The following is a 14927-nucleotide window of genomic DNA, read 5'->3' as shown; positions in this document are numbered from 1 at the left end:
AAAATTTCAAAATGAAAAAACACCATGCAAAAATCGTGGCAAAACCACCCTCTTTCATCATGTTTTCTCTATCGCCCTACCGTTGTAAAGCGGGTGCAAAGATAACGCATACTTTCTCAACTTTCCAAATCAAAACTTTAAGTTTTTTCACAAAAAGAAATAGCTGCCTGAAAATCAGTAGCTATTTTTTATGTGGAAAGGGAAAAACAAATTACAAAAATTAGATGAGAAAGTCCAACTTAATTTTGAAGATTTTTTCGGATCACCTTTCTTTCCAAATCAAAGGACAGATTTGGCAATTGTTTCTCAAGGATTTCCATTCCAGAAATGGTTTTTTGAATAAACTTTTGATGCGATTCAGAATCTGGATTAAAAGGACGATGTTCCGCGGCAGAAATCATTTTTCTAATTTTCTTCATATAATCCATAGTCTCTTTATCCATGAAAACATCAGAGAATCGAGACCAAATATAATTTACAGAAGTGGAATTCATGTGAATCATGTCTTCATGATAAAACCTGTAATCTCTTAATTCATCCATCACAATCTCATAAGAAGGAAAATAGCTAACATGATCGAACAATTGCACCAATTGATCTACCGCCAAAAGCAGGGTTGACTTGCTTAATTGATTTCCGTGAGCACCATCTTTCCAATGACGAATTGGACTAAGGGTAAAAACAATTTTCAAGTGAGGATTAAAAAGGGACAAGGATAAAATTAAATCTTTATAAAATCGAACAATTTCATCTACTTCCAGGCGATAACGATTAAAGGATTTGGCCGACTGCTTATGACAATTGGATACAATTTTACCCGAATCGATTAATTCATAAACCCACGAAGTACCGAATGTAATGAATAAAACATCGGCGGTAGCCAAATCCAAAGATGCAGACTGCATTTGGGTATTAATACTCTTCAAACACTCTTCCGAAGATGTTGATGAAAAACTTCCATGGTGAGAATAACTAAAGTATAAATCGTTCGCGAAATTCAGATCATCTTCGGTAAATTCCTTATTGTCGATCAACAGTTGTATACTATTACCTACACTAATTGGGTTGTAGATTACTCCATAGGGATTTATGGTAGTGTTGAATTTATTTTGAACCAGTAATTTTCCAACATTTTCAACAAAACACGAACCCAACATCAAAATTTTAGAATGATAGGAAATTTTAAAATCTGATTCAGGTATTTCTACAATTGTTCTGAATTGATCCATGATATCTTTATTTCTTCAGCAGTTTATATATCCAATCGCAAATGTATTCGAAAACTTCGCTATTAAAAGCTTCATTGTGTAATTCATGATAAGCTTTGCTCCATAATTTAAAGGTACAGTTTTCCTGATTCTTATTTGCAAAATATTTACTAGCAGCAGAATCTGTAATTCCATCCTCATCGCCATGAATTAACAACAATGGTTTATTAATTTTTTCTTCAGAGTTGTATACAAAATAACCAGCATCATATGCTTCAACAAACAAACGAAAGGATATCCAATGATGAACCAACTCATCCTCATCGTACTTTCTACAAACTTCTGCATTGTGCGATAATAAACTTGAATCGAATTTTGTTTTGATACTAAATTTTGGAATCAATTGATTAAAAAATCTCAGCAATGGAATAACAATTTTAGGTGGAGAAGCCTGAGAAATGATCCAAGGTGAAGTCGAAATAACACCTACATATTTGTTATTTCTTTTAAGAAGGTGATTCAACACCTCTCCTCCTCCCATACTATGTCCATATAATATCAATGGTAGATTTGGATATTTCTGCTCTACTGTATTTAAAACCAAATCGATATCATTCATAAAATCATCATACGATGAAATTACACCCCTTTTCCCTTCAGATAATCCATGCCCTCGTTGGTCGTAAGTAAATATGGCAATTCCTTTACTCACAAATTTTTCAGCCCAATGGTGATACCTGGAACTATGCTCTCCGATGCCATGCACCAGAACAATTACAGCTTTTACATCATTATCCGGGAGGAATTCCTGTGCAAAAAGTTGATTATTATCGAAAGCCTGTAGCTGATATATATTATGCTGCATTGAGAAAATGATTTTATACCGATTATCAATTTAATTGACATTCACTACACTTCGTTTCTAAATGATCTTTAAATTGTATATCGGCATTATATCACAAGTGATATAAAATTAAAATATAAATGTAGAAAGAAAATGCAGAAACAAATTATAATTCGAACGGATAAGCACAATGCCTTATAGGATATTACCTCACAAGTTGAAAAAGTTGTGGCCGAAAGTGGTATTCAATCAGGCATTGTAAATGTATATGCACAGGGTGCAACTGCTGCAATCATGATTCAGGAAAACTGGGATGAATCGGTGCAAAACGATGTAGTTTCGCTATTAAAAAAGTTAATTCCCTCTGGTGTTTGGGAACATGATGTTCAGGATAACAATGGTGATTCACATTTGAAAGCTGGGATTGTTGGTCCTAGTGAATGCATACCTATTATTAATGGTAAAATGGGATTATCAACCTGACAAAACATTTTCTTTTGCGAATTTGATGGCCCAAGAAAAGAGAGAAGTATTATTGTAAGTTGTTTACAGATCTAAAAAATCAAGATTTCTCTTTATCCCTTTAAATTTTGTTCTTTTGACAGCTGAATTTCGGAATATTTCTCCGAATTTATGAGCATCCATATTCTGCCAATCTTCTTTTGACATGCTCAGCAAATCAGGATTTGGTTCAAAATCTGGTACGCTATGAGGTTTTGCCATTCTGTTCCATGGACAAACATCCTGACAAATATCGCAACCAAACACTCTGTTTTGAATTTTTTCTTTTGCCTCTACCGGAATATCGCCTTTTAATTCGATGGTATAATAAGAAATGCACTTGCTTCCATTCACAACATATGGCTCTGTGATTGCTCCTGTTGGACAAGATCGAACGCACCGATTGCATCCTCCACAAAAATCGGCATAAGTTGGATTTTCATATTCAAGTTCGATATCTAAAAAAAGCTCGCCAAGAAAAAGAAAAGAACCAATTTTTCGATTAATCAGCAATGAGTTTTTTCCAATCCAACCCAATCCAGCTCTTTTTGCCCATGCATGTTCCAAAACTGGGGCCGAATCAACAAAAGCACGTCCTGATACCTCACCTATTTCTGTGTTGATATACTCAAATAACTGATTTAATCTGTCCTTTAGTACAAAGTGATAATCCTTTCCGTAGGCATATTTTGCAATTACAGGTGCTTCGACATCTTTTTGTTGCTCTTTCGGGTAATAATTTAATCCAACAACAACAATGGATTTTGTATTCTCAACCAACAATCGTGGATCTAAACGCTTCTCGATATTGTTGGCCATGTATCCCATTTCGCCATGATATCCCTTATCCAACCATAAAAGAAAATTTTCTTTTTCATTTTCAAGAAATTCGGCTTTTACAATTCCACAAAGATCGAGACCAAGCTCATGGGCTTTTGTTTTAATAAGATTTGATTTTGCTGTTAATGTAAGATCCATAGTGCGAATATACTCATTTAAAAAAAATGCAGATTTGCCTTCCATTATTCTTCAGAAGAGACGCACGGCTGTGCGTCTGTACCCAATAAAATTAGATAGTGAGTCAAAAAAAAAGGACCGTTATAAAAACAGCCCTTTGAAAATATTTTAAAGAAAACCCAGTTCGAGTTTTGCTTCTTCGGTCATCATATCCTTATCCCATGGTGGATCGAATGTAAGAACAACTGTAACATCCTCTATCATTGGTAAGGCTTTAATTTTATCATTTACTTCTTCTAAAATCTGATCAGCCATCGGACAATTAGGAGCAGTAAGAGTCATCAACACCTTCACCTCATCTTCTTCATAGAAATCGATCTCATAAATTAATCCCAAATCGTAAATATTTACTGGGATTTCTGGATCATAAATGGTTTTTAAAACCTCTACGATTATACTTTCTGTTTCCTTTTTACCCATCTTGTATATTATTTTACATGATTGAAAGCAATTCCGTACATCTTAATTTGCTTCACCATTGATACCAAACCATTCGATCTGGTTGGTGAAAGATGCTGTTTCAAACCAATTTCGTCAATAAAGTTCAAATCAGCATTCATGATATCCTCAGGATTTTGGTTATTGAATACACGAATTAACAAGGCTGCAATCCCTTTTACGATAATTGCATCACTATCTGCTTCAAGCTTCACTTTCCCTTCTTCTAAACTTGCATTGAACCAAACCTTAGATTGACAACCTTTAATAAGGTTCTGATCTGTTTGATACTGTTCATCAAGTCCTTGCAAATCGGTTCCCAGCTCAATTAGATATGCATATTTGTCCATCCAATCTTCGAAACCTGCAAACTCTTCAATAATTTCTTCCTGAATCTCGTTTATTGTCATCTCTATAATAATACTTAAACAAAGAGTTATTACTTATACCTCTTTTGATTTTGATGGCACTAATGTACAAACATTTTGCAAACTTTTAGGATACCATTATAAAGGGCGTCGATTTCTTCTTTCGTGTTATAGAACGAAAACGAAGCTCGAACTGTTCCGTCGATACCAAAATGTTGCATTACCGGTTCTGTACAATGTGTTCCTGTTCGAACGGCAATTCCCATCTGATCCAACAACATTCCCATGTCATAGAAGTGAATTCCATCAACCAGGAAAGAAATTACAGATGTTTTGTGCTCGGCAGTTCCATATATTTTTAAGCCATCGATGCTTGATAACTTTTCGGTAGCATAGGCCAAAAGTTCTTGTTCGTATGCATCAATATTATCAAGACCAATATTTTCTACATATTCAATTGCAGCCCCTAAACCAATCGCATCGATGTAATTAGGAGTACCCGCTTCAAACTTAAATGGCAATTCATTATAAGTAGTTCCTTCAAATCGAACTTCCTTAATCATTTCACCACCACCTTGCCATGGAGGCATCTCGTTTAGCAAATTTTCCTTACCATACAAAACACCAATACCGGTTGGACCATACAATTTATGACCAGAGAAAACCAAGAAATCAACATCCCATTCCTGAACATTAATTTTCAAATGCTGCACCGATTGAGCCGCATCTACCAAAACCTTAACACCTCTCGCATGAGCGATATCGATAATTTCCTGGATTGGATTAATGGTTCCCAATGAATTTGAGATATGATTTACTGCAACAATCTTTGTTCTATCAGTAATCATTCCATCCAACTGATCGACTAAAAGCTCTCCATTATCATTAAAAGGAAGTACTTTCAGAACTGCTTTTTTCTTTTCGCAAACCAATTGCCAAGGAACAATGTTTGAATGATGCTCCATTTCAGAAACAATCACCTCATCACCTTCGCCGATATATCTATCAGCAAAAGAATTGGCAACTAAATTTACAGACTCAGTTGTTCCTCTAGTAAAAATGATTTCGTGAAGATGTTCCGCATTAATAAAGTTTTGTACAATCTTTCTTGCATTCTCATTTCCATCGGTGGATTTGTTACTTAAGTAATGTACTCCACGATGAATATTTGAATTGTACTTGTAATAATACTTTACCATTTCATCGATCACCTGTGTAGGTTTTTGTGTGGTTGCAGCATTGTCGAAGTACACAAGATCTTTGCCATGTACTTTCTCCTGAAGTATTGGAAAATCTTTACGTATTTTATTTATGTCCAGCGTCATTGTATATTATTATATGGTAGAGACGTAGCAATGCTACGTCTTTACTATATCATTAGCTATTTTAGTGATTGCAAGCTATTGCGCAAGTATTACATTTTGAGATTTCGCCACGCAATCTTTTATCAACCAATTCGTCGATTCTTTCTTTCAAAGGCTCAACTCTGATTTTCTCGATAATTTCGTGAGCAAAAGCAAACATCAACATCTGACGAGCTTCTTTCTCATCGATACCTCTTGCACGCAAATAGAACAATGCATCCTCATCCATCTGTCCTACGGTTGCACCGTGACTACATTTCACATCATCAGCATCAATTACCAATTGTGGCTTGGTGTTGATCACAGCATCATTAGAAAGCAACAAGTTGTTGTTCGACTGGTATGCCTGAGTTTGCTGAGCATCTCTTCTTACGAAGATTCTACCTGCAAAAGCTCCAGAAGCCTGATCGTCCATCACACCTTTAAAGTGCTCGTTACTCAAACAATTTGGTTTCGCGTGATCAATCGATGTAAAGTTATCTACATGCTGATCTCTATCCATCAAGTACATACCAAAAGTATTGTTCTCGCAATGCTCCTCATCTAAAATTACATGATGGTTGTTACGAATGGTTCCTCCGTATAGAGAAATGGTATTCGACAATACGTTTGAATTACTTTCCTGACGAATGTAGGTTGAATTCAGAATCACAGAATTTAAATGCTGATTTTGCAAAGTATACAAATCGAAGATCGCATTTTTTGCAACATTTACCTCTGTAACCGAATTCGTTAAATATTTGTGATGAGTTAAAGTGTGATCACAAACAATAATTTTTGCCTGTGCATTTTCTTCAACTACAATTAAGTTTCTTTGCGTAGCCATTAGGTCGCGATCCGAACGAAGCAAGTTTACCACCTGTATCGGTTTTTCGATCACAACACCTTTGGGCACATAAATAAAGAATCCATCCTTAGCCAAAGCTGTATTTAATGCAACCAATCCATCATCATCGGTTTTGGCATATTTGCCATAGTGTGCATTAAATATTTCCGGATATTTTTCTGCAGCTTCCTGAACACCACAAACAATTACTCCTTTTGGCAATTCAGTTAACTCTTTATTGTTTCCGTAGTACCAACCATTTGTCAACAATACCATATTGGTATCCAATTCAGGCACATCGCACTGGAAAATCTCATTCAAATCAACATCAACTTGCTGATATCTTAGATTTACATTGTATGGATGATCGAAAGCCGGAATCAAGTTGGTATACTTGTAATTCTCGTTGGCACGAGTAGGCACGCCCAATTTTGCAAAATCCTGGAATGCATTCTTGCGAGTTTCGTTCATCACATCCGACGAACCCTCTAACAACAATTCATTTCCTTGATTGAACAAATCGGCGAAATCCTTATTTATTGTATTAATATCGGCCATATCTGACAAATTATTTAATGAGTGTTTCACCACTCTTTACTATCAACTATTTTCCGTTCTCTTCTTTAATCCAGTCGTATCCTTTTTCTTCCAGTTCAAGAGCCAACTCTTTACCTGCAGTTTTTACGATACGTCCATCGTATAATACGTGAACTACATCAGGTACAATATAATCCAACAAACGCTGATAGTGAGTAATTACAATTGTTGCATTATCGCGAGTCTTTAATTTGTTCACACCGTTTGCAACAACACGTAAAGCATCGATATCCAAACCTGAATCGGTTTCGTCCAATACAGCTAATTTTGGTTCAAGCATTGCCATCTGGAAAATCTCATTCTTCTTCTTCTCTCCACCTGAAAAACCTTCGTTTACCGAACGATTCGTCAATTTCGAGTCAATTTCAACCAATGATTTTTTCTCACGCATCAATTTTAAAAAATCAGAAGCCGACAATGGGTCTAATCCTTTGTATTTTCGATGCTCGTTCACAGCAGTCTTCATAAAGTTCACAGTAGAAACTCCAGGAATTTCGATTGGATATTGGAATCCTAAGAAAATACCTTCTTTGGCACGATCTTCAGGTTCCATATCTAAAAGGTCTTTTCCCTGAAAAGAAACTTCTCCTTCTGTTACATTAAACAAATCTCTACCTGCCAAAACTGAAGCAAGAGTACTTTTTCCGGCACCATTAGGTCCCATAATTGCGTGAACTTCACCTGGCTTTACATCCAGATTGATTCCTTTAAGGATATCTTTTCCTTCGATGGAAACGTGTAAATTCTTAATGCTTAACATTTCTATATTTAGCTTTTTGCCTATTGAAAGGCCAATTACTACTTCATTAATTTACCAGTTACATATTCACTGGCAGAAAGGCTACTTGCAATAGCAAATAGTCTATATATATTATCCTACAGAGCCTTCCAAACTGATTTGAAGCAATTTTTGTGCTTCAACAGCAAACTCCATTGGCATTTTGTTGATTACCTCTTTTGCATATCCGTTTACGATCAAACCAATTGCATCCTCGGTATTGATACCACGCTGGTTACAATAGAAAATCTGGTCTTCACCAATTTTCGAAGTTGTAGCCTCATGCTCAACCTTTGCCGATTGATTACCAATTTCAAGATATGGGAAAGTATGTGCACCACACTTATCACCCAATAGCAAAGAATCACACTGCGAGAAGTTACGAGCCCCTTCACAGTTTTTAGAAACCTTAACCAAACCACGATAAGAGTTGTTACTCTTACCTGCCGAAATCCCTTTCGAGATAATGGTAGACTTGGTGTTGTTACCAATGTGAATCATTTTAGTACCTGTGTCGGCCTGCTGGTGATTATTGGTTACTGCAACCGAATAGAATTCACTTGAAGAACCATCTCCCTTAAGGATAGTTGAAGGATATTTCCAGGTTACAGCTGATCCAGTCTCTACCTGAGCCCACATCAGTTTAGAGTTAACCCCTTCGCAAATGCCACGCTTGGTTACAAAGTTGTAAATACCACCTTTACCGTTCTTATCACCAGGATACCAGTTCTGAACAGTTGAATACTTCACCTCTGCATTATCTTTCACAATAATTTCAACAATAGCAGCATGCAGCTGATTCTCGTCACGCATAGGAGCAGTACAACCTTCCAAATAACTTACGTATGATTCCTCTTCACAAACAATCAAAGTTCTCTCGAACTGACCTGTATTTTCAGCATTGATACGGAAGTAAGTTGACAACTCCATTGGACAACGAACCCCCTTAGGAATGTAAACAAACGAACCATCGGAGAATACAGCCGAGTTTAAAGCTGCAAAAAAGTTATCCTGAATTGGAACTACAGTTCCCATATATTCCTGAATCAAGTCTGGGTGATCTTGAACTGCCTCGCTAAACGAACAGAAAATAATTCCTTTTTCGGCCAAAGCTTCTTTAAAAGTTGTTTTCACCGATGAAGAGTCCATTACAACATCCACCGCAACATTGGCAAGTATCTTTTGTTCATCCAAAGGAATACCAAGCTTATCGAAAGTAGCTCTAATTTCCGGATCAACATCGTCCATACTCTCCAGTTTTGCTTTTTGCTTGGGAGTAGAATAGTAAATGATATCCTGATAGTCGATTTCAGGAATATCCAGATATGCCCACTCTGGCATTTTCATTGTTTTCCAATGACGATAAGCTTTCAACCTGAAATCAAGCATGAACTTAGGCTCTTTCTTTTTAGCCGAAATCATGCGGATAATATCTTCATTCAGACCTTTTCCGATGTCATCGTTCTCAATGTCGGTTACAAAGCCATATTTGTATTCGCTCTCGGTAACCTCATTCAATATTTTATCTTGTTCTTCTTTCGCCATAATACCAAAATATTAGATCCTGACCGATTTCATTCGCTTACGCGGAATTAGCAGTGGTTACATATCAGTAAGATTCAATTTTCTCCTCGAAGCTATTCTTTGTTAGGTCGTAAAAAAACCTGCAGTTTCTGCAAAGCAAATAAGAATTTGTGATACATCCCCCTCAAGCCCTTCTGAAATCAAGTGCAAATATAAGAAAGTATTTAAATATCTTACTGATATGCCGCAATAAAATACTTCCAAGTCCTTATTAACTGAAACGTAAAAATTTCGGTTTGGATACGTTTGCGAAAGAAAGTTTTGAATCCTTCATAATTCAATCACATAAGTACTTGAAGGGTATTAGTAATATACAAACAGTTAAAAACTATTTTTTGTTTATTCCTTGAAGATCATAAAATGATATATTTTGAAATATTAATGATCGATTTTCAAAAAAGAATACTTGAAATAAACAAACTAAAGCTTAGTAAACATTTTTACCTATTTTATTTAGAATAATAAGTACTATTTATTAAAATAAAAACATCCATTACCCTCAATCCCTATTAAACACTAGCCAAACATAGTGTTTAGAAAAATCTTAAAACAACCTTTACATTCTAAATTACTATAATTTTCGTTTTTTTCTTCATTTACAGGGTTACCTTTTTAACAAAAAAGGAATTAATAAATACAAATCACAGAAATGCCAATTAATCAAAACCAAATGACACATTTAGAATTATTAGAAAAAACAGAATACCTTAAAGAAATTATAAAAAAAGGTAATACTGGAACACCCAAAGATTTAGCTAAAAGATTAAACATTTCAGAGCGGAGCCTTTCCCGTTTAATAAAGAATTTAAAGGAAACTCATTTCTCCATTATTTATTCGCGCACAAAACAATCATACATAACAGAAGAATTTTAAATAATCTCGCCGCCAAATAATGGCGACGAGCTTTCATAAATTGGTCCTCGAGTTATAAACAATGCGCATTCAAAACTCAAATAGTTCTTCTTATTGAAGGAGAATAAAAAATAACACTATTTAATAAATTAAAATTCAGTATATGAAAAAAACTTTTACTCTTCTATTCGTTATTCTCCTATTAACTCCAAGCCTAACAATTAAGGGCCAGGAGTTTACATTTAACAGCTCATACAACAATGACAACAAACCTCCATGCAATGCATTCCTTGAAGAAAACAAAGACATGCTAAATGATCAAGATTGGAGGTCTACACATGGCTCTCCAACCATAGGGAGAAGTAGTAAACATTCTACCTATTCTTTAGTTCAATTAATAGCCCGAAACTTTAACAAATCTGAAAGATCAGAAGGCATCAGTCACCCTTACATTTTCAAAAAAGGACATGTATATGAAATACAAGTTGTTAGAAGAAAAGAAGATGTTGGATATGTAGGTTACTCCATTTACATGTCAAATAATCCAAACAAAAACAAAGATACCTTGTGTGTAGAATACTCAATAGGTTTTCATCCTGATTCTCATAAATTAGTTTACTATAATAAAGATGTTAAAAGTACAAGTTTTGGAAAATTTGAATCTGATTTGACATCAGAATTTAGTCCATGCAAAAATTATTCTCATTTTAGCATCTCATCTAAAAGGTCTTCTGAATTCGGCAATGGATCTGGAACATTATCAATTAATTCAATTTTAATTCTAGATAAAGGAAAAGAAAGCGTAGCTCCATCTATACCTAAAAACATTAGAGCATTAAACGAAACGACCAATAGTTTTAAGTTGAGTTGGGATAAATCAACCGATAACTATTGTGTAAAGGGGTATAAAATATACTTAAATGGAAAATATGAAAAAACAGTTACGACCAACTCTTATACATTCAAAGATCTTGCATCCTACACTGCATTTAATATCAAAATTAAAGCATTTGATGCTGCAGGTAATGAAAGTGGGTTTTCCTCTGAAATTTCAACCAGAACTTTGTATGATGAACCCGAATTAGTTATCACAGGAAGCATTAATGATATTTGCAATAACTCAACAAGATCATTTTCTACCCTTTATATCCCTAATACAACTTACACATGGATAGTTGGACCTGGATTATCGATACAATCAAACGGCTCTTCAAACGTAACCGTTACTTCAAACAGCTCTTACAAAGGATCAACTTATATTAAAGTTAGAAGAGTTATTAGATTAGAATACGAAACTGATAAGGATCGAATTTCTCCAATCATCAAAAACTTTTACATTGGCACCAAACCTCCAACACGAATAGACATACTAGATCCTCAAACAGGTAATTACATAACAGGACATGAACTTCAAACCGGGAAACGTTATAAATTTCATGGTCGCACCTCGAACACAACAATTGGAGTTACAGATTATTTTTGGCGCATGACCCCTCCTGCAAGCAGTAATATCAGTTCCGAAACAAATAGTGGTGAATTAATTTATTATACAGCACTAAATCCTGGATATCATCAATTTACCGTAAAACAAAAAGGCACCTGTGGTTGGTCATCTTACTATTCAACTGATTATTTCTTCGAAGGCAATTCGTCAGGTGGAGGTGGAGGCCCAATAACAGGCGATCAAGAGCCTAAAGGAATATCTTTCGATAATAATCAGATAAATTTACAACCTGAAGGTAATTCAATGGATGAAAATAATACCACTATAATTGAGGTAAATGAGGTTCAAGCAAATCTTCTAAACAATCAAACAAACTTAAAATCAACTCATAACAAAAAACACATAGAAATATATCCTAATCCCGCAAATAAATACATTAATATAAATATGCCAAATAGCGATCTTACTACAATAAGAGTATTAAATACAAGTGGACAAGTTCTAATATCCCGTAAAATAAAAGGATCTTCCAAAATAAATATAGAAAACCTTAATAATGGACTATATATAATTCATATCATAGGAGACAACTATAGTACTACTAAAAAACTAATGGTATCTAAATAATAATGTTCATATAAACCATAATTGGTTTAATTGTTAACACCTATAGCGAAACTCAATTCACGAGTTTCGCTTTTTTTACTAGAATCATCATCTAAACGCTAACTCTTCATGCAATATCACACATAAACCATCACACTAAAAACACCAAGCAAGCTAAGTGTCATAACAATAAACTATAATATTTTCTATAAAACAAGGTTTCCTTTTTAACAAAAATGGAATTAATAAGTACAAATTACAGAAATGCCAATTAATCAAAACCAAATGACACATTTAGAATTATTAGAAAAAACAGAATACCTTAAAGAGATTATAAAAAAAGGTAATACTGGAACACCAAAAGAGTTAGCTAAAAGATTAAACATTTCAGAGCGGAGCCTTTTCCGTTTAGTCAGAAACTTAAAAGAAACCAATTTCTCCATTATTTATTCGCGCACAAAACAATCATACATAACAGAATAATTCTAAATAAGTTCGTCGCCAATTAATGGCGACGAGCTTTCATAAATTTACCATCGAGTTCATTCAATTGCGCAAACAAATCGACTCCAACCTCATATCATTTAGAATGATATAGGTAAAATTCTACTTCTTATTTTTTAACTAAACTTTAGAAAATGAAACTAAATTTCTTTTATATTCTGGCTATTCTAGCTCTAACAACTAGTTGCCATGATAACATTACAGATGACATCAGTACTGAGAATACAAATGCCAAAACCGAACTAACAATATTACCATCCATAAAGATGAGTAATATTAACAATACAAAAAATTCGGTTTCTATTGGCAATTACGATATCGATCTATCAAACCCTCCGAGGAAAGTCATGATTAATGGAGTATATAGTTCAAACTTTAACTATTGGTTCGATACTAATGTTGCAAGTAAGATACCATACAACATAAAAAAAGACATTTCATACAATGATGGTTGGGAGGTGATTTACAATACAATCCAGGAATATAATCCTTCAACACATCAAGGAACAACAAGCTTTCCATTTGTAGGATTATATAATCGATACAGAGGTATTTTCAGATTCTTCTATTATCATTCATTAAATACACAAGGTAACGATGTGGTTGGAATATTAGCATTAGCAAATGGTAACAATTCAAAAGTTCTAAATCAACCTCCTATTGGAGAATCTTATCCCAATAATCAACAACAAAAATATATAAGCACACTAGGAACTGCTCTTTCATACAATGTGAATAATATTGATAATGGATTAACTCCTAACCATTGGTATTGTTTCGATTTCGATGTATCCTGTTATGATCCAAAAATTCAATCTGGTGGTTTAATATTTGCCATAACTTCAATCCAGCGCGATAATCTTGAGTTTAGCGGTAACATCTCTGGAGATATCACTGGTAGCATTGTTGGCAGCTCATCTTCTTCAGGAAGTTTATTGAGCATTGGCAACTTATTTGCCAAGAATGATGAGACTTCATCAACAACAAATGTTAACCTCGAAGTAAATGGTACTAATGCAGATGCTGTAGGAACTACACTAGAAGATAATGCTGACTCCTCATCTGCTGGAATTGATGTGAAAAACCTATTCAAAGGAGTAGTTAAAGATGGTGTTAGTGCATTAAAAAAAGGAGTTGCTAGTTTTATGAGCTCAGGTATTTCTGGACTTTTCTCTTCCTTAAGTTCTTCTTTATTTGGCAGTTCAAAACCAAATATTCAACAAGTTAAACTACACACACAACTAGATTTAAAAGGCTCTGGCACAATAACATCAAAAAACACAATTGCCTTTGATTTGGAAATGCCTAATAAAAGAATTGGTCTTGTGCATTTAAGTTCTGCTCCATCAGTCAGATGTAGAGAATCAATTGAACTAAATAAAGGAAGGTTAAATCATGATCCTGATAATCCGAACTCATATATGGTAACTCATTCTTTCAATACTATAAATTGTAATGTAGTAGTTAATCAAGACATAGCTAATGAAGTTGATGTACGTACCACTTCCAAATTACTATACATTGAAAAGAGCTCTACCATTGACCTATTAGCTTCTGATCCTAATTTCGGTCTTAATGATACGTCTGTTGCTTTTACCTGGGGCGAACAAAAACTCCCATATAGAAATGCACAGATAGTAGGATTAGATAAAAACACAGAAATATGGAACACTAATCTTATAGCTCTTCCATTTAAAATTTTTGATAAATCAGCCAATAAATATTATCAATCTTGGAAAAAAGATTTTATCGTATCAAAACCTTTAAATAATGTTTACATTAAGGTGAATTACGAAATTATTCCAAAAAATGGATCAGAAACTTTCCGTTTGCAAAAAACATATAAGGCTAACGTAATAGAATATAATACTAGTAATCCATTCCCTAGAAACTGGGATCAAATCAACAGTGGTTTAGGAGAAGGGCCAGATGATCCTGGTTATTAAAAACAAGAAATGAATTAAGTAATCCTATTTCACGAATAGTGCAAATAGG

General features: G+C 34.4%; 15 protein-coding genes. 6 read left to right on the top strand and 9 right to left on the bottom strand.

Translation table 11 applies throughout. From position 1 onward, the window contains the following. Nucleotides 1-224 (top strand): hypothetical protein (locus DF185_RS23785; protein ID WP_207784692.1); only part of this gene is annotated, 224 nt, incomplete at its 5' end. Nucleotides 225-239: 15 nt separating this feature from the next. Here the strand turns inward: DF185_RS23785 and DF185_RS18225 are convergent. Next, nucleotides 240-1229, bottom strand: coding sequence for a GSCFA domain-containing protein (locus tag DF185_RS18225; RefSeq protein WP_110362299.1), 990 nt, complete (start codon nucleotides 1227-1229; stop codon nucleotides 240-242). A 7-nt stretch (nucleotides 1230-1236) separates the two neighbouring features. Continuing rightward, nucleotides 1237-2073, bottom strand: coding sequence for an alpha/beta hydrolase (locus tag DF185_RS18220; RefSeq protein ID WP_110362297.1), 837 nt, complete (start codon nucleotides 2071-2073; stop codon nucleotides 1237-1239). 183 nt (nucleotides 2074-2256) lie between these two features. On the opposite strand from DF185_RS18220, the gene DF185_RS23970 reads away from it, so the two are divergent. After that, nucleotides 2257-2535 (top strand): secondary thiamine-phosphate synthase enzyme YjbQ, encoded by a 279-nt coding sequence (locus DF185_RS23970; protein WP_262509998.1) that lies wholly within the window; start codon nucleotides 2257-2259, stop codon nucleotides 2533-2535. Between the two features lie 63 nt (nucleotides 2536-2598). On the opposite strand, the gene queG is transcribed toward DF185_RS23970, so the two are convergent. The 7 genes from queG to sufB form a co-directional block, all read right to left on the bottom strand. Further along, nucleotides 2599-3531, bottom strand: coding sequence for a tRNA epoxyqueuosine(34) reductase QueG (queG, locus tag DF185_RS18210; protein ID WP_110362309.1), 933 nt, complete (start codon nucleotides 3529-3531; stop codon nucleotides 2599-2601). A gap of 147 nt (nucleotides 3532-3678) precedes the next feature. Continuing rightward, a complete protein-coding gene (locus tag DF185_RS18205) occupies nucleotides 3679-3990 on the bottom strand; it encodes a metal-sulfur cluster assembly factor (RefSeq protein ID WP_110362295.1) in 312 nt (103 codons plus the stop codon). Nucleotides 3991-3998: 8 nt separating this feature from the next. Continuing rightward, nucleotides 3999-4418, bottom strand: coding sequence for a SufE family protein (locus DF185_RS18200; RefSeq protein WP_110362293.1), 420 nt, complete (start codon nucleotides 4416-4418; stop codon nucleotides 3999-4001). A gap of 59 nt (nucleotides 4419-4477) precedes the next feature. Beyond that, nucleotides 4478-5701 (bottom strand): cysteine desulfurase, encoded by a 1224-nt coding sequence (locus DF185_RS18195; protein ID WP_207784691.1) that lies wholly within the window; start codon nucleotides 5699-5701, stop codon nucleotides 4478-4480. 61 nt (nucleotides 5702-5762) lie between these two features. Continuing rightward, complete coding sequence (gene sufD, locus DF185_RS18190; protein WP_110362291.1) at nucleotides 5763-7124, bottom strand: Fe-S cluster assembly protein SufD; 1362 nt, start codon at nucleotides 7122-7124, stop codon at nucleotides 5763-5765. 46 nt (nucleotides 7125-7170) lie between these two features. Continuing rightward, entirely contained in the window at nucleotides 7171-7923 is a 753-nt protein-coding gene (gene sufC, locus DF185_RS18185) for a Fe-S cluster assembly ATPase SufC (RefSeq protein WP_110362289.1), read from the bottom strand. A gap of 111 nt (nucleotides 7924-8034) precedes the next feature. Then, nucleotides 8035-9486, bottom strand: coding sequence for a Fe-S cluster assembly protein SufB (gene sufB, locus DF185_RS18180; protein WP_110362287.1), 1452 nt, complete (start codon nucleotides 9484-9486; stop codon nucleotides 8035-8037). Between the two features lie 709 nt (nucleotides 9487-10195). Here sufB and DF185_RS18175 point away from each other — a divergent pair. The 4 genes from DF185_RS18175 (at nucleotide 10196) to DF185_RS18160 (ending at nucleotide 14878) form a co-directional block, all read left to right on the top strand. Continuing rightward, complete coding sequence (locus tag DF185_RS18175; protein ID WP_165836068.1) at nucleotides 10196-10399, top strand: HTH domain-containing protein; 204 nt, start codon at nucleotides 10196-10198, stop codon at nucleotides 10397-10399. 142 nt (nucleotides 10400-10541) lie between these two features. Next, the gene (locus tag DF185_RS18170) at nucleotides 10542-12449 is read left to right on the top strand and encodes a T9SS type A sorting domain-containing protein (protein WP_110362283.1); all 1908 of its coding nucleotides are present in this window, start codon (nucleotides 10542-10544) and stop codon (nucleotides 12447-12449) included. Between the two features lie 264 nt (nucleotides 12450-12713). Continuing rightward, nucleotides 12714-12911 carry an HTH domain-containing protein gene (locus tag DF185_RS18165; protein ID WP_165836067.1) on the top strand — a complete coding sequence of 66 codons (198 nt, stop codon included), beginning with the start codon at nucleotides 12714-12716 and terminating at the stop codon, nucleotides 12909-12911. Between the two features lie 155 nt (nucleotides 12912-13066). Then, nucleotides 13067-14878: a hypothetical protein gene (locus DF185_RS18160; protein ID WP_110362279.1), complete on the top strand. Its 1812-nt coding sequence runs from the start codon at nucleotides 13067-13069 to the stop codon at nucleotides 14876-14878. Nucleotides 14879-14927 lie beyond the last annotated feature (49 nt).

Source organism: Marinifilum breve (assembly GCF_003202155.1).
Taxonomy (GTDB): domain Bacteria; phylum Bacteroidota; class Bacteroidia; order Bacteroidales; family Marinifilaceae; genus Marinifilum; species Marinifilum breve.
Note: the sequence above shows the minus strand (reverse complement) of the source record. Positions and strands in the feature narration are given on the sequence as shown.